The sequence below is a fragment of the Thauera sp. K11 genome, from assembly GCF_002354895.1.
GTDB classification, from domain to species: Bacteria; Pseudomonadota; Gammaproteobacteria; order Burkholderiales; family Rhodocyclaceae; genus Thauera; species Thauera sinica.
Genome location: NZ_CP023439.1, coordinates 2,748,675 through 2,772,754, shown reverse-complemented (window position 1 = coordinate 2,772,754; position 24,080 = coordinate 2,748,675). Strand labels below are relative to the sequence as shown.

The following is a 24,080-nucleotide window of genomic DNA, read 5'->3' as shown; positions in this document are numbered from 1 at the left end:
GCGCTCAAACCGACATCGGGTTCGGCTTGTTCGGATCGAGGTTGTACTTGACCAGCGCGGCGGCGACCTTGTCGCGGCCGATCACGCCGTCATCGGCCAGCGCCTTCAGCGCGGCCAGCGCCACCCAGTGGCGGTCGACCTCGAAGAAGTGGCGCAACTGCTCGCGCGTGTCCGAGCGGCCGAAGCCGTCGGTGCCCAGCGTGACGTAGGTGCGCTTGACGAATGCGCGGATCTGCTCGGGGAACATGCGGATGTAGTCGGTCGCGGCGACGATCGGGCCTTCGCTGCCGGCCAGCTTCTGCTCCACGTGCGACAGCTTCGGCGTTTCCAGCGGGTGCATCATGTTCCAGCGCTCGGCGGCCTGGCCGTCGCGGGCCAGTTCGTTGAAGCTCGGCGCGCCCCAGATGTCGGCCTCGACGCCCCAGTCGTTCTTCAGCAGGTCGGCGGCGGCGATCACTTCGCGGAAGATCGTGCCCGAGCCGACCAACTGCACGCGCGGGCCCTTGGCGTCGCTGCCCTTGCGGAAGGCATAGAGCCCCTTGAGGATGTCGGCCTCGGCGCCGGCGGGCATCTCGGGATGTTCGTAGTTCTCGTTCATCACCGTGACGTAGTAGTAGACGTCCTCCTGCTCGGCGAACATCCGGCGCATGCCGTCCTGCACGATGACCGCGACCTCGTACTGGAAGGTCGGGTCGTAGCTGACGCAGTTCGGGATCATGTTGGCCATCGGCAGGCTGTGGCCATCCTCGTGCTGCAGGCCCTCGCCGTTCAGCGTAGTGCGGCCGGCGGTGCCGCCGATCAGGAAGCCGCGGGTGCGCTGGTCTGCGGCGGCCCAGCACAGGTCCATCGTGCGCTGCAGGCCGAACATCGAATAGAAGATGTAGAAGGGCACCATCTGCACGCCGTGCACGCTGTAGGACGTGCCGGCGGCGATCCAGTCGGCCATCGCACCGGCCTCGTTGATGCCTTCCTGCAGCACCTGGCCGGTCTGGCTTTCCTTGTAGAACATCAACTGGTCGTGGTCTTCCGGCACGTACTTCTGGCCTTCCTGATTCCAGATGCCGTACTGGCGGAACATGCCTTCCATGCCGAAGGTGCGGCTCTCGTCAGGGACGATGGGCACGATGTGGCGGCCGAGCTGCTTATCCTTGAGCAGCGTGTTCATGATGCGGACGATCGCCATCGTGGTCGACAGCTCGCGGCCTTCGCCCGACGCCTTCAGCAGTGCGGCGAAGGCGTCCAGCGCCGGCACCGCCAGCGGGTCGGCCTTGGTGCGGCGCTGCGGCAGGAAGCCGCCGAGGTCCATGCGGTGCTGCAGCAGGTATTTGTACTCGGGCGAGCCCTCCTCGAACTTCAGGTAGGGCAGCTCGTGAAGCTTGTCGTCCGGCACCGGCAGGCCGAAGCGGTCGCGGAAGCGGCGGATCGCGTCGATGTCCATCTTCTTCTGCTGGTGCGAGATGTTCATCGCCTCGCCGGCCTGGCCCATGCCGAAGCCCTTGATGGTCTTGGCCAGGATCAGCGTCGGCTGGCCCTTGTGTTCGGAGGCGGCCCTGTAGGCGGCGAAGATCTTGAAGATGTCGTGGCCGCCGCGGTTCAGTTGCCACACCTGGTCGTCGGTCCAGTCGGCCACCAGCGCCTTCAGTTCCGGCGTGTTGAAGAAGTGCTCGCGCACGTAGGCGCCGTCCTTGGCCTTGAAGGTCTGGTACTCGCCGTCGCAGGCTTCCATCATGCGCTGCTTCAGGATGCCCTTCTTGTCGCGGGCGAAGAGCGCGTCCCAGGCCGTGCCCCAGATCACCTTCAGGACGTTCCAGCCCGCGCCGCGGAATTCGGACTCGAGTTCCTGGATGATCTTGCCGTTGCCGCGCACCGGGCCGTCGAGGCGCTGCAGGTTGCAGTTGATGACGAAGACCAGGTTGTCGAGCTTTTCACGCGCGGCCATGCCGATCGCGCCCAGCGACTCGACCTCGTCGGTCTCGCCGTCGCCGAGGAAGGCCCACACCTTGCGCTGTTCGGCACGGGCGGCGTCGATCATGCCGCGGCTGGCCATGTACTTCATGAAGCGCGCCTGATAGATGGCGCACAGCGGGCCGAGGCCCATCGACACCGTCGGGAACTGCCAGAAATCCGGCATCAGCCACGGATGCGGGTAGGACGAGATGCCCTTGCCGCCGACTTCCTGGCGGAAGTTGTCCATCTGCTCCTCGGTCAGGCGGCCGAGCATGAATGCGCGGGCGTAGATGCCCGGGACCGAGTGGCCCTGGAAGTAGATCATGTCGCCGTCGTGGTCGGCGGAGGGCGCATGCCAGAAGTGCGAGAAGCCGACGTCGTAGAGCGCCGCGGCCGACGCGAACGAGGCGATGTGGCCGCCCACGTTGGTGTTCTTGTTCGCACGCACCACCATCGCCATCGCGTTCCAGCGGATGTACGAGTGGAGCTTGATCTCCATGTCCGGGTCGCCGGGGTAGGGCGGCTGCTGCTCGGCCGGAATCGTGTTGATGTATTCGGTGGTGGCCGAGTAGGGGATGTTCACCCCCTCCTGACGGGCGGTTGCGATCAGGGTCTCGATCAGAAAATGGGCTCTTTCAGGCCCCTCGTTCTCGATGACCGAGGCGATCGCCTCGAGCCATTCCTGCGTCTCCTGGGTGTCCGTGTCGGCTTTCAGAAGAACGTTGGTGTTCCCGGTCATGTCTGTCTCCTCATGACGTACGGTTGGCGGATTCCACCCGGCAGGGCGGGACGGGTTCTTTCTCGAATGGTGCGCTCGCACATCCTGGATCGCAGGATAAGCGCGTTTCAAACTATAAAACGAGATTTCGGAATGTGCAATAAGAAGATTCGTGCAATGTGCGCGTCCTAGGGCTTGCCCGAATGCCATGGGCAGCGATCGATGGACAGAATCGCACTGCATTCCATCGGCCTGCCGCCCCACCACGCGTCGTCACGATACGCCAACTTTCGACTCCTTTTCCTCATGCGTGAGCGTCCTTCCGCCGCCTGCGCCCGATCGGGGCAGCGTCGCAGCGTGCCTGTCCGAACACTCGGGGCGGTCCTGCCGCCGGCCGCCGTCCTGCTCTGGTGCCGCACGGCGCAAGCCATGACACCGGGGACGGACCTGCCCTTCTTGCTGCCCGCCTTGCTGATCGCCGGCCTGCTGGTCGTCGTCGCCGGCACGCTGCTGATGCTGCGCATCCACGTGCAGCGCCGCGTGCAGGCCGAACGTGAGCGCGACCGCCTCTACCGGCTGTCGCTCGACATGCTGTGCGTGCTCGGTTTCGACGGCGCCTTCCGGCGCTGCAATCCGGCCTTCGAGAACACGCTCGGCTATTCGCCGGAGCAGATCGCGGGGCACATGCTGATCGACATCGTGCATGCCGACGACGTCGCCGGCACGATCGAGCAGCTGCGCCGGCTCGCGTCCGGCGAGGCGGCCAAGTTCGAGAACCGCTGCCGCTGCAGCGACGGCAGCTACAAGTGGCTGGTGTGGAGCGTGAATCCCGAGATCCAGGAAAAGCTGGTCTACGCGGTCGCGCACGACATCACCGGCCGGAAGGCGACCGAGGATGCCCTGCGGGCGGAGTCGACCTTCCGCAAGGCGATGGAGGATTCGGTCATCACTGGCATGCGCGCCATCGACCTGAGCGGTCGCATCATCTATGTGAACAGCGCCTTCTGCCGCATGGTCGGCTTCGACGAATCCGAACTGGTCGGCGTGGCGCCGCCCTTTCCCTATTGGCCGGAAGAGTCGCTCGATGCATGCCATCGCGCGCTGGAGCGGACCCTGGACGGGAGGGCGCCGGCCGGCGGCTTCGAGATACCCATCCGGCGCAAGAACGGCGAGCGGCTCGATGCCCGCTTCTACCTGTCGCCGCTGATCGATCGCGAAGGGCGGCAGACCGGCTGGATGGCCTCCATCACCGACATCACCGAGCCCAAGCGGGTGCGTGCCGCGCTGGAGGCCGCGCACGAGCGTTTCGAGGCCGTCATCGACGGCCTGGATGCCGCGGTCTTCGTCGCCGATGCGCGTACCGACGAGATCCTGTTCGCCAATCGCGCCTTCAAGGCCATCCACGGCTTCGACGCCGTCGGCCGCACGGTGCGCGGCGTCGCCGTGCTGCAGCCCGAGCGCGGCGACTACACGGTCGATCCGCGCGGGCTCAATCCGGGCGACCTGCCGCGCGAACTGTTCGACGGCGAACTGCAGCACCCCCTGTCGGGGCGCTGGTACCACGTGCGCGAGCACGCCACGCGCTGGGTGGACGGCCGGGTGGTGCGCATGGGCATCGCCACCGACGTCACCGACCGCAAGCAGACGGCCGAGATCTCGCGGCAGCAGGAAGAGCGCCTGCAGCGCACCTCGCGCCTGATAACGATGGGCGAGATGGCCTCGACCCTCGCGCACGAACTCAACCAGCCGCTGTCGGCGATCGCCAACTACTGCGCCGGCTGCGTGACGCGCATGCAGGGCGGGCAGTGGAAGCAGGAGGAGATCCTGGCCGCGATGCAGAAGGCGAGCTTCCAGGCCGAGCGCGCCGGCAAGATCATCCGCCGCATCCGCGAGTTCGTGAAGAAGAGCGAGCCGCGCCGCGGCGCCGTGCGCATCGACGACGTGGTGGAGGATGCGATCGGCTTCGCCGACATCGAGGCGCGCAGGCTGGGCATCCGCATCGTCGCGCAGGTGGCGCCCGACCTGCCCGCCGTCTATGCCGACCGGATCATGATCGAGCAGGTCGTGCTCAACCTGATCCGCAACGGCTTCGACGCCATGGCCGACACCCTGCCCGATGAGCGCGTGCTGGTGGTGCGGGCCCAGGCCTCGGGTCTGCGCGCGGTCGAGGTCGCGGTGATCGACCGCGGCCACGGCATCAGCGAGGAAGTCAGGCAGCGGCTGTTCACGCCGTTCTACACCACCAAGACGGAAGGCATGGGCATGGGCCTCAACATCTGCCGTTCCATCGTCGAATTCCACGATGGACGGCTGATCGTCGACGCCAATCCCGAAGGGGGTACCATATTCTCCTTCACACTTCCGACCGAGGTGGCCGGTGAGCGACCTGCCCGCAGCATCTGACCAGTTCATCCACGTCGTCGACGACGACGAAGCCCTGCGCGATTCCCTGGTGTGGATGCTCGAATCCAGCGGCTATGCGGTGCGCGCCTTCGACAGCGCCGAATCCTTCCTCGACGCCTACACCGAGGACATGACGGGCTGCATCGTGCTCGACGTGCGCATGCCGGGCATGAGCGGGCTCGAGATGTTCGACGAGCTGGGGCGGCGGCGCTGTGCGCTGCCGGTGATCTTCATCACCGGCCACGGCGACGTGCCGATGGCCGTGTCGGCGCTGAAGAAGGGCGCGGCGGATTTCATCGAGAAACCCTTCGGTGAGCGCGACATGCTGCGCCTGGTCGAACAGTGCCTCGAACAGGAACGCGCCAACCGCGGCAAGCGCATGCTGGAGGCCGACACCGCGCGCCGCCTCGAACACCTGACGCAGCGCGAGCGCGAGGTGCTCGACCTCATCATCGCCGGCAAGCTCAACAAGCAGATCGCCGACGTGCTCGGGATCAGCATCAAGACGGTCGAAGTCCACCGCGCCCGCGTCATGGAAAAGATGGGTGCCAACTCGCTCGCCGAACTGGTCCAGAACGTCGTCACCGTGGAGCCCGGCGTAGCGGCGCGGTGAGCGTGCCGCGAGGCTGCGCCGGGCGCCGTTGATCTGCATCAACGGCGTCCCCGCCGCCCGGCGGTAAGGTTCGGGGCTCGTCCTTTCGCCCGTTCGAGGAGTCCCGTCCATGGGTGCATCCCTGCCCGGCAGTGCCGCTGCGAACCGTCTGTTCCTTTCCGGCAACGAAGCCGTTGCCCTCGCGGTGCGGGATGCCGGCTGCCGCGTGGCCGCTGCCTACCCAGGGACGCCGTCCACGGAAATCCTCGAAGAACTGGCCACCTGCCCCGAGTTGTACACCGAGTGGTCGGTGAATGAAAAAGTCTCGCTGGAAGTGGCGCTGGGCGCCTCGATGGTCGGCGCGCGCGCCTTCTGCGCGATGAAGCACGTCGGCCTCAACGTCGCTTCCGACGCGCTGATGACGATGACGGTGACCGGCACCGAAGGCGGCCTCGTCATCGCCGTGGCCGACGACGTCGGCATGTCCTCGTCGCAGAACGAGCAGGATTCGCGCTACTGGGGCCGCTTCGCGCACGTGCCGGTGTTCGAGCCGGCCGACGCGCAGGAAGCCTACGACATGACCCGCGCCGCCTTCGCCCTGTCGGAAGCGCATCGCTGCCCGGTGATCCTGCGTCTGACCACCCGCATCTGCCATGTGAAGGGACGGGTGCAGCCGGGCGAGCGCGAGGCGCACGAGCCGGCGGGCTTCGTCAAGGACGGGCGCCGCTGGGTGATGGTGCCGGGCAACGCCAAACCGCGCCTGCCGCTGATGCACGGCCGGGACGAAGCGCTGCGCGCCGGCTCGGAAGTCAGCGAATGGAACACGCTCTACGAGGGCAGCGACCGCCGCATCGGCTTCGTCGCTTCCGGGCCTGCCTTCATGCACGTGCGCGAAGCCTTTCCCGATGCGCCGGTGCTCAAGCTCGGCCTGTCGCATCCGCTGCCGTTGGAGCGTGCGCGCGAACTGGCGCGGCAGGTGGACGCAGTGCTGGTGGTCGAGGAAACCGAGCCCCTCGTCGAGACCGAACTGCGCGCGGCAGGCATCGCCTGCCGCGGCAAGGACGTGCTGCCGCGCATCGGCGAACTGGCCCCCGACGTGCTTCGCCCGGCGGTGGCGGGGCTGCTCGGCGAACCCGTGCCGCAGGCCGCCCATGCCGCGCTGCAGACGGTATTCCCGCGTCCGCCGACGATGTGCGTGGCCTGTCCCCACCTCGGCATCTATTACACGCTGGCACAACTGCGCAACATCAACATCTCCGGCGACATCGGCTGCTACACGCTGGGCGCGGGCCAGCCCTGGAACGCGCTCGACACCTGCATCTCGATGGGCGCGTCGATGGGCGTCGCGCTGGGCATGGACAAGGGGCGCGGCGAGGCCGATGCGAAGACGAGCGTGGTCGCGGTGATCGGCGACTCCACCTTCCTGCACATGGGCATGCAGGGCCTGCTCGACATCACGTGGAACCGCGGCAACGTCACCGTCCTGCTGCTCGACAACCGCGCCGTCGGCATGACCGGCGGCCAGGACAACCCCGGCACCGGCCGCGACATCCATGGCGGCGAGGCGCCGCGCGTGGATTTCGCCAGGCTGTGCGAGGCGCTCGGCGTCAGGAAGGAGCGCATCCGCGTGCTCGACCCCTACCAGTTGCCGGCGCTGTTCAAGGCGCTGCGCGAAGAGACGAAGATCCCCGAACCCTCGGTGATCATCACCGACCGGCCCTGCGTGCTGATCGACGACTACCGGGCGACGCCGCCCTACAAGGTCATCGCCGACAAATGCACCGGCTGCGGCAACTGCATCGACGTCGGCTGTCCGGCCATCCACGTGACCCGGCGCGCGACCGAAGTGAAGCCCTCGGGCAAGGAAGTGGAGCTTGCCTTCGTGCGCATCGAGACCTCCGCCTGCACCGGCTGCGGCCTGTGCGTGCAGCCCTGTGCGCCGCAGGCGATCGTGCATGCGGCGCCCGAGCACCCGGTCAATTTCCTGCACAAGAAGATCTGAGGGGCGGCGATGACCATCACCAACATCCTCGTATGCGGCATCGGTGGCCAGGGCGTGATGACCGCCACCGAGATCCTCGCCGAGGCGGCCCTGTCGCTCGGCTGCGACGCGAAGAAGACCGAGGTCGCAGGGATGAGCCAGCGCGGCGGGGTGGTGACCTCGCACCTGCGCTTCGGTCCGCAGGTCCTGTCGCCGCAGATCATGCCGGGCGAAGCCGACCTGCTGGTCGGCTTCGAGGCCGCCGAAGCCCTGCGCTGGGCGCACATGCTCAAACCCGGCGGCGTGGCGCTGGTGAACCTCGGGCGCATCGTGCCGCCGGTGGTCACCATCGGCCTGTACGAATACCCGGAAGACCCGGTCGGCCAGATGCGCGCGCTCGGCATCGAGGTCCATGCCTTCGACGCCAGCGCGATGGCGCTCGAACTGGGCAACATCCGCCTCGGCAACACGGTGATGCTGGGCGCGATGGCGGACCGCCTGCCGTTTCCGGCCGGCGTGCTGCTGGCGGCCGTGCTCGCGCGCTTTGGCGCCCGCAAGCCGCAACTGGTCGACAGCAACCGCCGGGCCTTCGAGCGCGGCCGGCAGGCGGTCGACACCCGGCAGGCGGTGCTGGCGGCGAACTGATCCGCAGCAGGATGGTTTTCCCTGCGCCCGGATAACGCGACGCGGCAGGTCCGGCGCCGGGGGATGCGTGGAGCGGGCGAGGACTGTCCGAGCACCGAGCGCAGCGAGGGCGAGTTCCGCAGCCCGACGGAACGCATCCCCCGACGCCAGACCGGATTCGAGAGACGCATGGAGCGGGCCGAGACTGTCCAACCACCGGGCAAAGCGAGGCCGAACTGCGCAGCCCGACGCAACGCATCCCTCGACGCCGGACCGGACTTCAGAGAATTGTCCGGCTGCCCTGGAAAGCGCGGGCCAGGATTCTCGCCGCCGCGCGGAAGCTGTTAAAATTGCGAGCTTTTTCCTCGAGGCCTTCCCGATGACGGCTCGCATCATTGACGGCAATGCCCTTTCCGCACGCGTGCGCGGCGAGATCGCCGACCGCGCCGCCGCGCTCGCCGCGCGCGGCGTCCAGCCCTGTCTTGCGGTGCTGCTGGTCGGCGCCGATCCGGCCTCCGCCGTATACGTGCGCAACAAGGTCGCCGCCTGCGAAAAGGCCGGCATCCGCTCGCTGCGCTTCGACTACCCGCAGGATGCCGATCCCGCCGACGTCATGGCCAGGCTCGGCGCGCTCAATGCCGACCCCGCGGTGCACGGCATCCTCGTCCAGTTGCCGCTGCCGCCGCAGTTCGACGAGACCGCGGTGCTCGAAGCCATCGACATCCGCAAAGACGTCGACGGCTTCCATGCCGAAAACGTCGGGCGGCTGTCGCAGAACCGCGAAGCCTTCATCCCCTGCACCCCGCACGGCGTCATGAAGATGCTGGAAGCGGCCGACGTGAAGGTGGCCGGCGCCGAGGCGGTCGTCATCGGCCGCTCCAACATCGTCGGCAAGCCGATGGCGATGCTGCTGACCAATGCCGGCGCCACCGTCACCGTGTGCCACTCCAGGACCCGCGACCTTGCCTTCCACACCCGCCGCGCCGACATCCTGGTGGCGGCGGTCGGCAAGCCGCGCTTCGTCACCGGCGACATGGTCAAGCCCGGCGCCACCGTCATCGACGTCGGCATCAACCGCCTGCAGGACGGCCCGGAGGCCGGCAAGCTGTGCGGCGACGTGGATTTCGAATCGGCGAAGGCCGTGGCCGGCGCCATCACCCCGGTGCCGGGCGGCGTGGGTCCGATGACGATCACCATGCTGCTCGAGAACACCGTGATCTCGGCCGCGCGCGCGGCCGGCAGGTAAGGAGGCCGCATGAACGCGAACGCTCCCGTGGTCGGCATCATCATGGGCTCGAACTCCGACTGGCCGACGATGAAGGCCGCCGCCAAGGTGCTCGAAGAGTTCGGCGTGCCGTTCGAGGCGAGGGTCGTCTCCGCCCACCGCACCCCCGACCTGATGTTCGAATACGCCGAAACCGCGCGCGGCCGCGGGCTCAAGGCGATCATCGCCGGCGCCGGCGGTGCCGCCCACCTGCCGGGCATGGTCGCGGCCAAGACCACGCTGCCGGTGCTGGGCGTACCGGTGCAGTCGAAGGCCCTGTCCGGCCAGGACTCGCTGCTGTCCATCGTGCAGATGCCCAAGGGCATCCCGGTCGCCACCTTCGCCATCGGCGAGGCGGGCGCGGCCAACGCCGGCCTGTTCGCGGTGGCGCTGCTCGCCAACGAGGACGCGTCGCTGGCCGGCAGGCTGGCCGACTTCCGTGCCCGCCAGACCCGGGCGGTGCTCGACATGACCCTCGATTGAGAGCCGCATCATGATCCTTCCGCCTGCCGCCCTGGGCATGCTCGGCGGCGGCCAACTCGGCCGCTTTTTCGTTTCCGCCGCGCACGAGATGGGCTACAGGGTCTGGGTGCTCGACCCCGACCCGCACAGCCCCGCCGGCCTCATCGCCGACCGCCACCTGGTCGCCGCCTACGACGACTACGCCGCGCTCGACACCATGGGGGCCGGCTGTGCCGCGGTCACGACCGAATTCGAGAACGTCCCGGCCGGCACGCTGGACTATCTCGCCAAGTTCATGCCGGTGCATCCGGCGGCCAGCGCGGTGGCCGTGTGCCAGGACCGCATCGCCGAAAAGACCTTCCTCGCCGACAACGGCCTGCCGCACGGCCCCTGCGCCATGATCCGCAGCGAGGACGACGTCCGCAACGCCAACGCCGGCCTGTTCCCGGCGGTGCTCAAGGTGGCGCGCTTCGGCTACGACGGCAAGGGCCAGGCACGGGTCGCCGACCGCGACGCGGCGGTGGCCGCCTTCCAGCACTTCAAGGGCGAGCCCTGCGTGCTGGAGAAGCTGCTGACGCTGGACTACGAAGTGTCGGTCGTGCTCGCCCGCGGCGATGCCGGCGAGGTGCGCTGCTTTCCGACCGGCGAGAACCGGCACCGCAACGGCATCCTCGACATCACCCTCGCGCCGGCGCGGGCCTCGGCCTGCCTGCGGGGCGACGCCCAGCAGGTCGCCGAGCGCATCGCCGAAAAGCTCGGCTACGTCGGCACGCTGGGCGTGGAATTCTTCGTCTGCCGCGGCGAACTGTTCGTCAACGAGATGGCGCCGCGCCCGCACAACAGCGGCCACCACACCATCGACGCCTGCGATGCCAGCCAGTACGAGCAGCAGGTGAGGGCGCTGTGCGGCCTGCCGCTCGCCGTGCCGCGCCAGCATTCGGCTGCGGTGATGGTCAATCTGCTCGGCGAACTGTGGTACGAGGACGGCAAGGGCCACGGCGCCTACCGCGAGCCGGACTGGTCCGCCCTTCATGCCGTGCCCGGCCTGCGCCTGCACCTGTACGGCAAGCATCACGCCCGTCCGGGGCGCAAGATGGGCCACTTCACCGTCACCGGCGACGATGCCGACGCGGTGCTGCGGCGCGCGCTGCAGGCGCGCGCCGCCATCGGCATCCGGGACGAATGATGGCCGGCGATCCACAGCAAGCCGCCGCCGGCGGGCAGCCGCGCGGCGTCATCGAGCCGGCCACGCTGGTGGCCATCCAGCGCGCCACCGGCCTTTTGCGCGCCGGTGAACTGGTGGGCATGCCCACCGAAACGGTATATGGCCTCGCCGCCGACGCGCTGAACCCCGAGGCGGTACGGCGGATCTTCGCCGCCAAGGGGCGCCCGGCGGACCATCCGGTGATCGTGCATCTGCCCGGCGCGGACCATCTCCCGCGCTGGGCGGCCAGCATCCCCAGGGATGCGCTCGCGCTGGCCAATGCCTTCTGGCCGGGTCCGCTGACCTTGATCCTGAAGCGCGCGCCCGGCGTGCCCGACGAAGTCACCGGCGGCCAGGATACCGTCGGCGTGCGCGTGCCCGCGCACTCGGTGGCGCTGGCGCTGCTGCAGGTCTTCGGCTCCGGCATCGCGGCGCCGAGCGCCAACCGCTTCGGCCGCATCAGCCCGACCACGGCGGCCCACGTGCAGGAAGAACTCGGCGGGCAGGTGGCCATGATCCTCGACGGCGGCGCCTGCCCGCTCGGCATCGAATCCACCATCGTCGATTTCTCGCGCGACGTGCCCGAGATCCTGCGCCCGGGCGCCGTCACCGCCGACGACATCGCCCGCATCATCGGACGGCGTCCCCGTGTGCGCGGCGAAGCGGCGCAGGGCGTTCCGTCGCACGAGGTCACGGCGAGCACCGCGGATGCATCCGGCACGCCGAGAGTCTCCGGCGCGCTCGCCGCCCATTACGCGCCGCGGACGCCGCTGCGCCTGATCGATCCTGCCCTGCTGGCGGCCGAAGCCGCCGGACTCGCCGCCGCCGGCAGCCGCGTCGCGGTGCTGGCAATCGCGGTGGACGATCCCGGCGATGCGCGGCTGACATGGCTCGGCGCCTCCGCGCAGCCGAGCGAATACGCCCACGACCTGTATGCCAGCCTGCGCGCGCTCGACGCGCTGGGCGCGGATTTCATCCTCGTCGAAACGCCGCCCCCGGCCCCCGCCTGGACCGCCGTCGCCGACCGCCTCGGCCGTGCCGCCGCGGGATCGGGAGAGGATGATGAAACCTGATTTCCGGGGGTTCACATCGAGAGCGCACTTGCCTATAATGCGCCCTCTTTCGGGCCGATAGCTCAGCTGGGAGAGCGCTGCGTTCGCAATGCAGAGGTCGGGAGTTCGATCCTCCTTCGGTCCACCACGAACAATTCCGGGATGTTCCGGAGAAAGCCGGGAAAGCCAAGAGATACAAGGCTTCCCGGCTTTTTTTCGTCCGCGGTGTTCCGAAGAGGGCCGTTGCAAGCCAGGGGCAAGTGGGGGCAACTGTCCGACCTGCCCCCGAGCGGCGAAGGAGTTGCCCCCGAAATGCCCCTGACAGACACGCAAATCAAGGCAATCAAGCCTGAAGCCAAGGCGCGCAAGTACGCCGACGAAAGGGGGCTCTACCTGGAAGTTGCCCCCAGCGGTGGCAAGTGGTGGCGGCTCAAGTAGTCCGTGGCGATCCTGCGCGATCTGCAGCCACTCACTGGCAAGCGGCAGCATGTGTTCGTCGGCCGAGATCCGAAGAAGCCCATGTCTGATGCCGCTGTCAATGCCGCGCTGCGCCGGATGGGCTACGACACCAGAACTGAGATCACTGGCCACGGTTTCCGGGCGATGGTGCGCACCATCCTCCACGAAGAATTCGGCGTCGACCACGACGTGATCGAGCACCAACCTGCGCACCGTGTGCCGGATGCCCTCGGGGAAACCTACAGCCGCACCAGGTTCTTGAAGGAGCGCAGGGTGATGATGCAACGGCGGCCTCCGCGACTTCCTGCGTCCGCAGCATCGGGGGAGCCACCCGGTGCCCGCCGCCAGCCGCTCGGCTTCGCTCGCCAAGTCCGCCTTCTTGAGCTTGCCCAAGCGGGGCACTTCCTGGTGATCTTCGTCATGGAGCTCTGGCGTGCTCAGCAACCGGGCACGTCGTTCCAGCGGATGATCATCAACGAACGATGAATGCCGCGCGCGGCGCGGCCTTAAGCGTCAGTGTCTTCGATGCCCGCCCACTTGAGGGCCTCCGCCCGTTCCCCGAATGAGAGATATTGGGCGATCTTGCCGTTGCGAAACACGAAACCATCGGCGAATCGTCCGCCGATCCAATCGGTCGAATCCTTTAGGCGGACCCAGGCATGGAGGTACACGACGACCTTGTCTCCATTCACCAAGAACTTCTCGGGTTCGCAGGTCCCTTCGGCCCAGGTCCCACGTCCTTTCCTGACGTGCTCTTGCACTTCCGTGATACCACGATAGGTGCCGGCAGTTGGAAAGCCCTCGGGCTCGATGCGCACGATCTGCGGATCGAAATCCTTGGTGATGGCCTGCATGTCATTGCGATTGATCGCCGCGAAGAATTGTATGAGTGCTTCAGTTTCGGCGCTCATGGGCCTCACTCCAGCTTCCAGCACATTCGTGCTCGGCACCTACATGGCGATACGCGCGCGTGCAGCCTTCCCACATGAGGCTACGTGTGCCAATTTCAGCAGTCATGAATTTCCCTTGATTCAACCAGGGAACGCTCAGCCGCCGAGCAGGCGGCGTGACAGCAGCGACTGCATGTCCCGCCGGCCATCCGCGATGAGATAGATGAGGACCTGCCTGCCGATCACGCGATAGATGAGCCGATACGGCTTGAAAAACGTCTGACGATACTCGCGAATGCCCAGCGCCAGCAGTTCCTTCGGATGCGGACCGCGCTCCGGGAAGGTGGCGAGCTGCTCGGCCACTTCGGTCACGCGCCTCAACACGTAATCCGCTTTCCCCGGCGAATCGGATTGCTCGACGTAGTCGTAGATGTCCTCCAGGTCGCGCTCGGCGCCCTCGGTGATCAGGACCTCGTACTGCATCAATCGGCGTTCGACTTCGCCCGCAGCCGGCGCACTACGTCAGCGACCGGCTTGACCTTGCCCGCGTCGATCTCGCGGTTGCCCAGGGCCAGGATCTTGAGCAGGGCGAGCGTTTCCTGGGTCTCCTCGTACGAGGCGATGTCCTGTATCACGGCACGCGCTTCGCCGTTCTGCGTGATCAGCATCGGCTCGCGGTTTTCCGCGAGCCTGTCCAGGACCTCCGCGGCGTTGGCTTTGAGATAGCTGATGGGCTTGATCTGCGAAGCGCGCACGGGACGGACTCCATCGAAACGATAGGACCAAATATAGTCCTTTATCGGTCTGACGGCAATGATGCACCCGACCGCCGGCGTTGCCGCGCCGGTCGCAAGCGACGGATTTTCAGCTCAGCCGGCATCCCCGGCGATCTCTTCGGCCTCCTTCTTCATCGGCTTGTACTTGAAGGTCGCGCGGATGATGCCGTGGTCGTTGGTGCCGTCGGCCTTGTGGTCCTCGAAGTTCAAGTGGTCGTTGTTGATCACCAGCCCGCCGAAGAGCCACACGCGCTTCCTGCTGTTGTCGTAGAACTCCTGGCTTACGAGGATGTGATCGAGGGACTCGCGCATGTCCTGGTGGACGTGGGTGTAGTAGACGTCGCGCGTGTCGCGGTATTCCTGCAGCGTCTGCGCGGTGTAGAGCGCCGTGTCGCCGCCGCCCACCGAATCGCCCACCAGGTAACGTGGTTGGCCCGTCAGCACGTTGGCGGTGTTGCTCAGTTGTCCGTCGTTGATGTCGCCCAGCACGATGACCGGCGTGTCGTTGCCCTTCATCTGCTCGGTCAGCAGAAAGCGCAGCGCCCCGGCCTCGGCGGTACGGCGGATGGTGGAGAGCGCCGCGCCGAGCCCCGTCGCGTGCTTGCCGTAAGTCGGCTTGTCGGCGTTGAACCACGGCTCCCTGAACACCTGGGTGGGCGCCTTGGACTTGAAGTGGCAGACGTAGACGTGAATCGCTGGGTCGGCCTTGCGCGGCTTGATGGTGAAGTGGAGCACCGGACGTGAGAAGCCGCGTATGCTTACGTTGATGTCCGGGGTCTGCGGATCGTCGCCGCTCGACCGCAGCACGAACTTCTCCGGGAACGTCTCGATCCAGTCGGGCTCGCCCGCGAGCAGCCCCTTGCGCACGATGGCCGCGCACACGATCTTCGTCCCCGTGGCATCGGGCGGCACCAGCACGTCGTAGGCATCCGTCATGTCCGCCCGTGCGAGGCCATTCGCGAGTGAATCCCGATGCCACAGCTCCTGGAAGCCGCACACGTCGGGCTTCAGTATCCTCAACTGGCGCGCCACCCACTCGAGCTTGAGCCGATACTGCTCGAGGGTCCAGCCGGCCGCGTCCGAATACATCGGCAGCCCCGGCTCGTTCAAGTTGTAGAGATTGAACGTGGCGATGCTGAGTTCCCTGAGATTCATGGTGTCCTCCTCCGATAATGAAATCATGCTATTAAACCGGCAATCAATCAGGAAATATGGACATACGAGACGGCCGGGTGCTTGAAGTAGGAAACGACTCGCCCCGGGACGGCCTGCAACTGGCGCATGAGCCGGTGGCGAGCTTGATCAGTTGATCGGTTGTCGGGCCACCGGTCCCTGCCGCAGGTTCGTCTTCAAGTCGCGGTTGAGGTATTCATCGGGATTGGCTTCGGGCGAGTACGCGGGCAGATAGACGAGTTCGATTCTGTCAGCGCGCTCGGCTCCCAGGCCTTGACCGGCTTGCCAATCAGGCTTGGTTCCCGGCAAACTCCCCCAGCGCGTCGAGCGCGCGCAGCGAATAGACGTAGGCCGCGCCGGCGTTGAGGGCGATGGCGGTGCCCAGCGCTTCGCTCAGTTCCTGTTCCGTCACGCCGGCCTTGCGCGCCGCTGCGGCATGGGCCGCGATGCAGCCGTCGCAGCGCGTGGTCACGGCTACCGCCAGCGCGATCAGTTCGCGGGTCTTGGCGTCGAGTACGCCGGGCGTGGCATGGGCCAGGTTGACCTGCTTGAAAGCCTCCATCATCTGCGGGTTGTTCTTCGCAAACCCGGCCGAAGCCTTCTTGTTGTTGGTGAGGGACTGGGTCCAGTTGTTGAGCAGCATGCGTTTCTCCGATGGAGGAAGTTGAAGTCCCGGGTTGCGTCCGGGCGAGCGGCGAGCATTCATTCTGCACCGGCCCAGCCCGGCCGCGTTCCGTCGCGGCGAATCGTCATGGTCCGAAGCTGGCGCCTGCCATGGCCTTCCTCATGCCCGTCCTTCGTGCGGACGATTGAAGGCCAGGAAATGGCGCACGACCGGACGTTCTCCCTGGTGGAAGCGCAGCACGTCGTCCTGGACGTCGGCGTCGGCCCTGGAGACCCGTTTGTGCTGGCGCAGGTGCTCGGCCCAGGATTCGACGTGGAACCATTCGAGCATCAGGCCGGGATCGGCGGAATCCTCGGCGATCCCCCAGGCATAGGCGCCGTCGCGCCGCCGCTCCCCCGACAGCCGGGCGAGCGCCTTCAGGAACGCGGGGCGGTCTTCCGGCGCGATGCGGTATTCGATCTGGATCAGCACCGGTCCCCGGTCGTGCTCGACCGGCGCAGCCGTCAGCGGCTCGGGCCAGTGGTTGGACGGCACCAGGTCGGCTTCGCCCCTGGGCAGCTTGACCCGGTGCGCGGCGAGGCCGACCAGCACCAGCCCGGCCGCGCCGGCCAGCAGCGTCAGCGGCACGCCGATCCCTTCGGCAATGGCGCCCCAGCTCAGGCTGCCCGCGGTCATGGCGCCGTTGAACACGGTCAGGTACACCGCCAGGGAACGGCCGCGCACCCAGTTGGGCAGGATGGCCTGCGCCACGCCGTTGAGCGTGGTCAGCGCGGTGATCCAGGCCGCGCCCAGCAGCAGCAGCGCGGCCACCGCCGCCCACTGCGGCGGCGCGGAGGACAGAAAGGCCATGACTGCCGCCGACACCAGCGCGGAGAGCAGCAACAGGCCGTCTGCGCTCAGGCGCTCGCGCAGCTGGGGCATGAAGATCGCCCCGCCGATCGCGCCCAGGCCGACCGCGCCGAGCAGGACGCCGTAGAAGCCGGCACCGCCGCCGAGCAACTGGCGCGCCACCAGCGGCAGCAGTGCCCAGACCGAACTGGCCAGGGCGAAGAACAGGAAGGCACGCAGCAGCACGACGTGCAGCTCGCGGCTGGCGCGGGCATAGCGCAGCCCGGCGCGGAACGCGCCCACGAAGCGCTCGGACAGGACGTCCTGCGCGGCCGCCGGCCGCCGCCACCACAGCAGCGCCGCGACGACGAACACGTAGCTCATGACATCCACGCCGTAGGTGAATGCCGCGCCCAGCCCGGCCAGGATCAGCCCGCCCAGCGCCGGGCCGATGGCGCGGGCGATGTTGATCCCCAGCGAATTCAGTGCCACGGCGCTCTTGAGGTCCTTCTTCTCGACCAGCTCGGGCACGACCGCCTGCCAGGTCGGCCCCATCAGGGCCGCGCCGATGCCGCCGAGGAAGGTCAGCGCGACCAGCGACGTCACCGATTGCAGGCCCGAGGCCGACAGCAGCATCAGGCAGATGCTGACGCTGGCCAGCAGGAGCTGGATGCCGATGAGGAATTTGCGCCGGTCCAGGATGTCGGCCAGCACGCCGGCCGGAATCGCCAGCAGGAACACCGGCAGCGTCGCCGCAGCCTGCACCAGGGCCACGGCCGCGGGCGAGGAAGAAAGGTCGGTCATCAGCCACGAACTGGCCACGTCGCGGATGAAGCTGCCGGTGTTGCCGATGACCGTGGCCACCCAGAGCACGGCAAACAGCGTTTGCCGCAGGGGTGCGAAGCCGCTCGTCGGGGCTTCGGCCGAAGGGGCGGACTTGTGCGTCATGTCCGTTTCTCCTGCAGGTCCAGCCAGGCGACCAGCAGGAAGCCGCCGGCCAGGCCGAGATGCTCGAAGAACGAATTGGCGGCCATGAAGCGCTCCTGCCCCGCCGGCAATTCCCAGAACCGCAGGGCGATGCCGGTGGCCAGCAGGGTGAAGCCTGCCAGCCCCAGCGCCCCGAGCCAACGCAGCCGGCCTGCCAGGATCATCGCCGAGGCGCCCAGTTCGAGCACGATCACCAGCACCGCGAACAGCGGCGCCGGCGACAGTCCGAAGTGGTTCATCTCGCCAAGGGCCCCCGGAAAGTCGGTGAGCTTGACCAGCCCGCCTTGCAGGTACGCCGCGCACAGGCCCAGATAGGCGATGAAGCGCGCGGCACGGCTTCCGAGTACCGGCCGCACGGCGGCGGCCAGCTTGTCTGCGAACGAGTCGTGCGTCGGCATGGGGCGCTCTCCTTTACACGGCCCAGCAGGAGCAGCCGAGGGCGCCGAAGAAGCCCTGCAGGTCCGAGGCCGGAACCCTGGAGGCCCAGGCGCGTGCATGGTCGTGGCCATGCAGGCCGCAGGCGCTGGCGCAGCCGCAGGAGGCGATCGCCTGGTAGCGGGCCGGCTGCAGGGAGTTCCTGCCCGCGCCCTTGGGGTCGCCCCAGGCGGCGTAGCCCTTGAAGGTACGGGTGGGCGACCAGTCGGGCATGGCCGGCGGCAGCGGGCTGTCGTCCAGCGGAGCGAAATCGCCCGCGCCGTAGACGATGCGGCCGCCCACCACGGTCAGGTCCGACGTGAGGAAGGAGATTTCATCCTCGGGGATGCTGAAGTAGTCCTTGTCCGGCACGATCAGGTCGGCGAACTGACCCACCTGGATGCGGCCGCGCTTGCCTTCCTCGTTGGAGAACCAGGCGACGTTCTCCGTCCACATGCGCAGCGCCGTCTCGCGGTCGAGCAGGTTGCGCTGCGGGTACAGGCGCAGGCCGCCGAGCGTCTTGCCCGTGATCATCCACGACAGCGACACCCAGGGGTTGTACGAGGCCACGCGGGTGGCGTCGGTGCCGGCCGAGACCTTCACGCCCTTCTCCAGCATGCGCGCGACCGGCGGCGTCGCCTCGGCGGCGCGGGCGCCGTAGCGCTCGACGAAGTATTCGCCCTGGTAGGCCATGCGATGCTGCACGGCGATGCCGCCGCCCAGCGCCGCGATGCGGTCGATGGACTTGTCCGAGATGGTCTCGGCGTGGTCGAAGAACCAGTTGATGCCGCCCAGCGGGATGTCCCGGTTGACCTTCTCGAACACGTCCAGCGCGCGCGAGATCGTCTCGTCGTAGGTGGCATGCAGGCGCCAAGGCCACTTGTTCTGCGCCAGGATGCGCACGACGCCTTCCAGCTCGCCTTCCATCTCCGGCGGCATGTCCGGGCGCGGCTGGCGGAAGTCCTCGAAGTCGGCGGCCGAGAACACCAGCATCTCGCCGGCGCCGTTGTGGCGGAAGTAGTCGGTGCCCTGCTGGTACTTCACGCTGGAGGTCCATTTGAGGAAGTCTTCCTTTTCTTCCTTGGGCTTCTGCGTGAACAGGTTGTAGGCCAGGCGCACGGTGAGCTGGTTCTCGTCGGCCAGCTTCTGGATCACGGCATAGTCTTCCGGGTAGTTCTGGAAGCCGCCGCCGGCGTCGATCACGCCGGTCACGCCCAGGCGGTTGAGTTCGCGCATGAAGTGGCGCGTGGAATTGACCTGGTAGTCGAACGGCAGCTTCGGTCCCTTGGCCAGCGTGGCGTAGAGGATCAGCGCGTTGGGCTTGGCCAGCAGCAGGCCGGTGGGGTTGCCCTTGGCGTCGCGGGTGATCTCGCCGCCCAGAGGCTGGGGCGTTTCCCTGGTGTAGCCCACGGCGCGCAGCGCGGCGCCGTTGAGCAGCGCGCGGTCGTACAGGTGCAGCAGGAACACCGGGGTGTCGGGGGCGATGGCGTTGATCTCGTCGATGGTCGGGAGGCGCTTCTCGACGAACTGGTGCTCGGTGAAGCCGCCGACCACGCGCACCCATTGCGGCGCCGGGGTGACGGCGACCTGGCGGCGCAGCATGTCCAGCGCGTCGGCCAGCGAGCGCACGCCGTCCCAGCGCAGTTCCAGGTTGTAGTTCAGGCCGCCGCGCACCACGTGGGTGTGGTTGTCGAACAGGCCGGGCAGGGCGCGCCTGCGCTGGAGGTTGACGATCCGGGTGCCGGTGCCGGCCAGGGCCAGGACGTCCTGATCCGGGCCCACGGCCACGAAGCGGCCGTCCTTGACCGCCACGGCGCTGGCAACGGGATTGGCGCGATCGAGCGTCGTGATCTGGCCATTGTGGAAAATGATGTCGGGAGTGGAATCGGCCACGGCGGATGCTCCTTTGCTAATGACTTCGGCGACTGCGTTGCGGCCCAGCAGGCTGTTTACTGCCAGCGCGGATGCCAGCGTCGTCGCAGCACCAAGGACTTTTCGGCGGGATGTCATACGTTTGCCTTCAGCTTACGGTTTCGACTGCACCCGAGCGGCCGGCCTCCGGCCTCCGTGTCCGGGCGCCACGGATCCTTGCGATGCTCTACGTCTGCGCTTCCTTGGACGCCTGTTCCGCCGCATGCCGGCCGGGCAACTGGCCGAGCACGTGGTCGGTGGCCTGCGTCTTGTCGCAGGCGGTGCTGAAAGCGGTGCCGCCGAGCAACTGCTTGCCGACCGGGATGACCTGCTCGCCGACCAGGATGCCGAGCAGGCCGACCAGCGCCACCAGCGGCGGCGCCGGCGAGCGCACGCTCAGCAGGCTGTAGATGATGCCGACCAGCAGACCGGCGCCCAGGGACAAGACATAGAGTTTCACGGTTCACCTCGATGCGGAGATGGTGGTTTCGCGCCGCCTCGCGGCCGGCGCATGCGTGCCGCTGCGCGGGTGCCGGGCGGCTGCGGCATCCGCCCGGCGGTTGCGCGTACGCCTTACTTGGCCGGGTTGGGGCCGATGCGTTCGCCGTGCTGAACGCGCTCGGGCTGCTTGTGCACCATGGTGTAGGCGTAGTCGACACCCATGCCGTAGGCACCGGAATGTTCCTTCACGATCCCCATCACGGCGTCGTAGGAATCCTTGCGCGCCCAGTCGCGCTGCCACTCCAGCAGGACTTGCTGCCAGGTCACCGGCACGATGCCGGCCTGCACCATGCGGTCCATGGCGTACTTGTGGGCTTCGGCCGAGGTGCCGCCCGACGCGTCGGCCACCATGTAGATCTCGTAGCCGCCTTCCAGCGCCGCACACAGGGCGAAGGTGGTATTGCAGACCTCGGTCCACAGGCCCGAGACGATGACCTTCTTGCGCCCGTTGGCGGCCAGCGAGTCGCGCACGTTCTGGTCGTCCCAGGAGTTCATCGAGGTGCGTTCCAGGATCTTGTGATCGGGGAACACGGCCAGCAGTTCGGGATAGGTGTGACCGGAGAAACCCTCGGTCTCGACGGTGGTGATGGTCGCCGGGATGTTGAACACCTTCGCGGCCTTGGCCAGGCCGACGACGTTGTTCTTCAGGACCTGGCGGTCGATCGACTGCACGCCGAAGGCCATCTGCGGCTGCTGGTCGATGAAGATGATCTGGCTGTTCTGCGGCGTCAGGACTTCAAGGTACTTGCTCATGGGATTCTCCTTCATGGACGGAGTTGATTGAAACGCGGCGAAATGCAGCGCTGCGCGGTGCAGCATGCGGCCGGGTTCGGGACTCTCCGCGCCCGGGCCGGGTATCGGGGGATGTCGCCGTGATCCCCCGTACGTGTCGAACAGGCGGACCGGTCAGGCGGCGGAGTCCACCAGGACCAGTTCGGCATCCTCGATGGCGGTGACGCGGATGCTTTCCTCGCCGCGGATCGCCGCGCCGTCGCGGGCATCCAGGGCCACGCCATTGACCTCGACCGTGCCCTTGGCGGGCACCAGGTAGCCATAGCGGCCGGCGTCGGAGAAGCGGTATTCCACCGTATCGCCGGCCCTGACCGTGGCGCCCAGCACCCGTGCGTCGGTGCGGATCGGCAGCGCGTCCTCGTCGCCCTCGATGCCGCTGGCCAGCGTCACGAACCTGCCGGAGCGGTCGTCCTTCGGAAACGGCTTGGAGCCCCAGGACGGCGGTCCGCCGTGCCGGTCCGGGAAGATCCAGATCTGGAAGATGCGCGTGATCCCCGGTTCCAGGTTGTACTCGGCGTGGCGGATGCCCGTGCCGGCACTCATCACCTGCACGTCGCCCGCCACCGTGCGGCCCTTGTTGCCGAGGCTGTCCTGGTGGGTGATGGCGCCCTCCCGCACGTAGGTGATGATCTCCATGTTCGAGTGCGGATGCGGCGGAAAGCCCGTGCCCGGCTCGATCGTGTCGTCGTTCCAGACGCGCAGCGCACCCCAGTGCATGCGCTGCGGATCTTCATATTCGGCAAAGGAAAAATGGTGCTTGGCATCGAGCCAGCCGTGGTTGGCTCCGCCGAGGCGGTTGAAGGGGCGACGTTCGATCATGACTCCCTCCTGCGGGTAGCTGACTATGATGGCGTCAGTCTAGGTTTCGCCTTTGCCGATGAAAATACGGCGAACGGAATTCCATCCTTTCCGTTTTTTGCGTGGCATCCGACATATTCCTGTCATCGCCGGAGCGGAGGCCCATTCCCGCTGCATGGCGGGGCGAGCCCTCGACCGGTACGGGAAGCACCGGCGGATGCCGCAGCCTTCGTCCCGGAAACTTCCCGGGCTTCCAGCCTTCCGGGAGCCTGGCCCGGACGTTGAATCCAGCATGGTCAACATTGCCGGAAGCCGCTTCCATCACGGCGGGCTTGCAGGAAAGGCGATGCAGTGCATTGCATCCATTCCGTTCCGGCTCTTTCCCTCGCCGCGCTGTTGTGGCAGAAATACGGCACATTCATCATCGATCGGAACCGAGTGTTTCCAGAATTGCCATGAAAAAGCTACCAGACCTGGAAGCCTGGGCGATCTTCGCCAAGGTCGCGGAGACGGGCTCCTTCGCCCGGGCCGCCGCGGAGTTCTCCCTGTCGCAGGCTACGGTGTCCAAGGCCGTCACGCGCCTGGAAGCACGCATGAAGACCATGCTGTTCCACCGCACGTCCCGCCGCATGTCGCTGACCGAGAGCGGCTATGCCGCGCTGGAACGTGCTGCGCGCATCCTCGAAGATGGCGAGGCGGTGGAGGCCGAGGTCGCGGAGCAGTCCACCAGCCTGCGGGGGGTGATCCGGGTTTCTGCCCCGATGTCGTTCGGCATAGCGCGCCTGGCGCCGATACTGCCGGACTTCATGAAGGCCCATCCCGACGTGGAACTGGACGTGCAGTTCAACGACAAGCAGGTGGACCTGGTGGCCGACCGTTTCGACCTTGCGCTGCGCATAGCGAACCTCGTGGATTCCAGCCTGCTCGCCCGCCGCTTCTGCAAGGTGCGCATCCTGCTGGTCGGGTCGCCGGCCTATTTCGAGCGCCACGGGCGACCGCGGCATCCGCGCGACCTGATCAACCACAAGGCGCTGCAGTACACCTATGCGCGCGGCGGCACGAGCTGGCGTTTCCGGCACAAGCGGCATGGCGAATTCACCCAGGTGATGCCGGTTCACCTGCATGCCAACAATGCCGAGGCGCTGACGCCGGCCCTGCTGGCGGGGCTGGGCCTGGCGCTCCAGCCGGAGTTCCTGGCCTGGCAGGATCTGCAGTCGGGAGTGCTCGAAACCGTGATGGACGACTGGGAGGTGGAACCGATCGCGCTGCACGTCGTGACCCCGCCGGGCCGCAACCGGCCCGCGCGCGTCCAGGCTTTCATCGAATACCTGGCCGAGCGCTTCGCCAGCGAGCCGTGGGCACGCACCACCGACGGCTGATGGCGACGGCGGGCGGCTGCGCCGGCCGGCCAGCGGCGGTGGCTCCATGACGCAGGACTGCCTGCCGAGGCGGCGGACAAAGGAAATGTTGCATTGCAATATCGGATTGCCTAAGCTGGATTCATCCACCGCGTTCTCTCCTCCTCCCAATGCGTGTGGATTTTTTGCCCGGCCTCGCAAGAGGCCGGGCATTTTTTTGATACCTGCCCGGCGGCGCCGATGAATGCCCGGCGTCACGAATCCGTCATGGATCATGGATAGGGTCTGAGTACCGGCGCGCCTTGCCGTCCATCGCGCAGG

23 protein-coding genes, 1 tRNA gene and 1 pseudogene are annotated in these 24,080 nt (G+C 67.3%); 12 read left to right on the top strand and 13 right to left on the bottom strand.

Annotated features, from left to right (window positions below; genetic code table 11):
- Nucleotides 1-4: 4 nt before the first annotated feature.
- Nucleotides 5-2,686: a pyruvate dehydrogenase (acetyl-transferring), homodimeric type gene (aceE, locus tag CCZ27_RS12010; protein WP_096448470.1), complete on the bottom strand. Its 2,682-nt coding sequence runs from the start codon at nt 2,684-2,686 to the stop codon at nt 5-7.
- A gap of 426 nt (nt 2,687-3,112) precedes the next feature.
- On the opposite strand from aceE, the pseudogene CCZ27_RS12005 reads away from it, so the two are divergent.
- From CCZ27_RS12005 to CCZ27_RS23525, 11 genes and pseudogenes are all read left to right on the top strand, one after another.
- Nucleotides 3,113-5,068 (top strand): annotated as a pseudogene (locus CCZ27_RS12005) (PAS domain-containing sensor histidine kinase); the annotation flags it as partial.
- Complete coding sequence (locus tag CCZ27_RS12000; protein WP_096448468.1) at nt 5,043-5,681, top strand: response regulator transcription factor; 639 nt, start codon at nt 5,043-5,045, stop codon at nt 5,679-5,681. The pseudogene CCZ27_RS12005 and the gene CCZ27_RS12000, both read left to right, overlap by 26 nt.
- A 109-nt stretch (nt 5,682-5,790) precedes the next feature.
- Nucleotides 5,791-7,662, top strand: coding sequence for a thiamine pyrophosphate-dependent enzyme (locus CCZ27_RS11995; protein ID WP_096448466.1), 1,872 nt, complete (start codon nt 5,791-5,793; stop codon nt 7,660-7,662).
- 9 nt (nt 7,663-7,671) lie between these two features.
- Nucleotides 7,672-8,286 (top strand): indolepyruvate oxidoreductase subunit beta, encoded by a 615-nt coding sequence (locus CCZ27_RS11990; RefSeq protein ID WP_096448464.1) that lies wholly within the window; start codon nt 7,672-7,674, stop codon nt 8,284-8,286.
- A gap of 358 nt (nt 8,287-8,644) precedes the next feature.
- Nucleotides 8,645-9,511 (top strand): bifunctional methylenetetrahydrofolate dehydrogenase/methenyltetrahydrofolate cyclohydrolase FolD, encoded by an 867-nt coding sequence (gene folD / locus CCZ27_RS11985; RefSeq protein WP_096448462.1) that lies wholly within the window; start codon nt 8,645-8,647, stop codon nt 9,509-9,511.
- 9 nt (nt 9,512-9,520) lie between these two features.
- Nucleotides 9,521-10,012, top strand: coding sequence for a 5-(carboxyamino)imidazole ribonucleotide mutase (gene purE, locus CCZ27_RS11980; RefSeq protein WP_096448460.1), 492 nt, complete (start codon nt 9,521-9,523; stop codon nt 10,010-10,012).
- A gap of 10 nt (nt 10,013-10,022) precedes the next feature.
- A complete protein-coding gene (locus CCZ27_RS11975) occupies nt 10,023-11,177 on the top strand; it encodes a 5-(carboxyamino)imidazole ribonucleotide synthase (protein WP_096448458.1) in 1,155 nt (384 codons plus the stop codon).
- Nucleotides 11,174-12,268, top strand: a complete 1,095-nt coding sequence (locus tag CCZ27_RS11970) for an L-threonylcarbamoyladenylate synthase (protein WP_443081510.1) — start codon at nt 11,174-11,176, stop codon at nt 12,266-12,268. Before CCZ27_RS11975 ends, CCZ27_RS11970 begins: the two co-directional genes overlap by 4 nt.
- 51 nt (nt 12,269-12,319) lie before the next feature.
- Nucleotides 12,320-12,395, top strand: a tRNA-Ala gene (locus CCZ27_RS11965).
- 164 nt (nt 12,396-12,559) lie between these two features.
- Nucleotides 12,560-12,685 carry an Arm DNA-binding domain-containing protein gene (locus CCZ27_RS23530; protein ID WP_157748561.1) on the top strand — a complete coding sequence of 42 codons (126 nt, stop codon included), beginning with the start codon at nt 12,560-12,562 and terminating at the stop codon, nt 12,683-12,685.
- A 3-nt stretch (nt 12,686-12,688) separates the two neighbouring features.
- Nucleotides 12,689-13,192 carry a tyrosine-type recombinase/integrase gene (locus CCZ27_RS23525; protein ID WP_198363110.1) on the top strand — a complete coding sequence of 168 codons (504 nt, stop codon included), beginning with the start codon at nt 12,689-12,691 and terminating at the stop codon, nt 13,190-13,192.
- Between the two features lie 20 nt (nt 13,193-13,212).
- On the opposite strand, the gene CCZ27_RS11955 is transcribed toward CCZ27_RS23525, so the two are convergent.
- The 12 genes from CCZ27_RS11955 to CCZ27_RS11900 form a co-directional block, all read right to left on the bottom strand.
- Complete coding sequence (locus tag CCZ27_RS11955) at nt 13,213-13,617, bottom strand: nuclear transport factor 2 family protein (protein ID WP_096448454.1); 405 nt, start codon at nt 13,615-13,617, stop codon at nt 13,213-13,215.
- A 135-nt stretch (nt 13,618-13,752) separates the two neighbouring features.
- On the bottom strand, nt 13,753-14,079 hold the full coding sequence (locus CCZ27_RS11950; RefSeq protein ID WP_096448452.1) for a type II toxin-antitoxin system RelE/ParE family toxin: 327 nt from the start codon (nt 14,077-14,079) through the stop codon (nt 13,753-13,755).
- Nucleotides 14,079-14,351 carry a type II toxin-antitoxin system Phd/YefM family antitoxin gene (locus tag CCZ27_RS11945; protein ID WP_096448450.1) on the bottom strand — a complete coding sequence of 91 codons (273 nt, stop codon included), beginning with the start codon at nt 14,349-14,351 and terminating at the stop codon, nt 14,079-14,081. The genes CCZ27_RS11950 and CCZ27_RS11945 overlap by 1 nt, the downstream gene beginning before the upstream one ends.
- Before the next feature lie 114 nt (nt 14,352-14,465).
- Nucleotides 14,466-15,527 carry an endonuclease/exonuclease/phosphatase family protein gene (locus CCZ27_RS11940; protein WP_096448448.1) on the bottom strand — a complete coding sequence of 354 codons (1,062 nt, stop codon included), beginning with the start codon at nt 15,525-15,527 and terminating at the stop codon, nt 14,466-14,468.
- Between the two features lie 147 nt (nt 15,528-15,674).
- Nucleotides 15,675-15,854 carry a transposase gene (locus tag CCZ27_RS24745; protein WP_157748560.1) on the bottom strand — a complete coding sequence of 60 codons (180 nt, stop codon included), beginning with the start codon at nt 15,852-15,854 and terminating at the stop codon, nt 15,675-15,677.
- Entirely contained in the window at nt 15,835-16,188 is a 354-nt protein-coding gene (locus tag CCZ27_RS11930; RefSeq protein ID WP_232516358.1) for a carboxymuconolactone decarboxylase family protein, read from the bottom strand. Before CCZ27_RS11930 ends, CCZ27_RS24745 begins: the two co-directional genes overlap by 20 nt.
- Nucleotides 16,189-16,329: 141 nt before the next feature.
- Complete coding sequence (locus CCZ27_RS11925) at nt 16,330-17,946, bottom strand: MFS transporter (RefSeq protein ID WP_096448444.1); 1,617 nt, start codon at nt 17,944-17,946, stop codon at nt 16,330-16,332.
- Nucleotides 17,943-18,383 carry a DoxX family protein gene (locus tag CCZ27_RS11920; RefSeq protein WP_096448442.1) on the bottom strand — a complete coding sequence of 147 codons (441 nt, stop codon included), beginning with the start codon at nt 18,381-18,383 and terminating at the stop codon, nt 17,943-17,945. The genes CCZ27_RS11925 and CCZ27_RS11920 overlap by 4 nt, the downstream gene beginning before the upstream one ends.
- A gap of 13 nt (nt 18,384-18,396) precedes the next feature.
- Nucleotides 18,397-20,292, bottom strand: a complete 1,896-nt coding sequence (locus CCZ27_RS11915; protein ID WP_232516357.1) for an amidohydrolase — start codon at nt 20,290-20,292, stop codon at nt 18,397-18,399.
- Nucleotides 20,293-20,497: 205 nt separating this feature from the next.
- Nucleotides 20,498-20,770, bottom strand: coding sequence for a XapX domain-containing protein (locus CCZ27_RS11910; protein ID WP_096448439.1), 273 nt, complete (start codon nt 20,768-20,770; stop codon nt 20,498-20,500).
- Between the two features lie 113 nt (nt 20,771-20,883).
- Nucleotides 20,884-21,564: a hydrolase gene (locus CCZ27_RS11905; protein ID WP_096452489.1), complete on the bottom strand. Its 681-nt coding sequence runs from the start codon at nt 21,562-21,564 to the stop codon at nt 20,884-20,886.
- Nucleotides 21,565-21,717: 153 nt separating this feature from the next.
- Entirely contained in the window at nt 21,718-22,422 is a 705-nt protein-coding gene (locus CCZ27_RS11900) for a pirin family protein (protein ID WP_096448437.1), read from the bottom strand.
- Between the two features lie 434 nt (nt 22,423-22,856).
- Here CCZ27_RS11900 and CCZ27_RS11895 point away from each other — a divergent pair, with 434 nt between their 5' ends.
- Nucleotides 22,857-23,780 (top strand): LysR family transcriptional regulator, encoded by a 924-nt coding sequence (locus CCZ27_RS11895; protein ID WP_096448435.1) that lies wholly within the window; start codon nt 22,857-22,859, stop codon nt 23,778-23,780.
- The last annotated feature ends 300 nt before the right edge of the window (nt 23,781-24,080 follow it).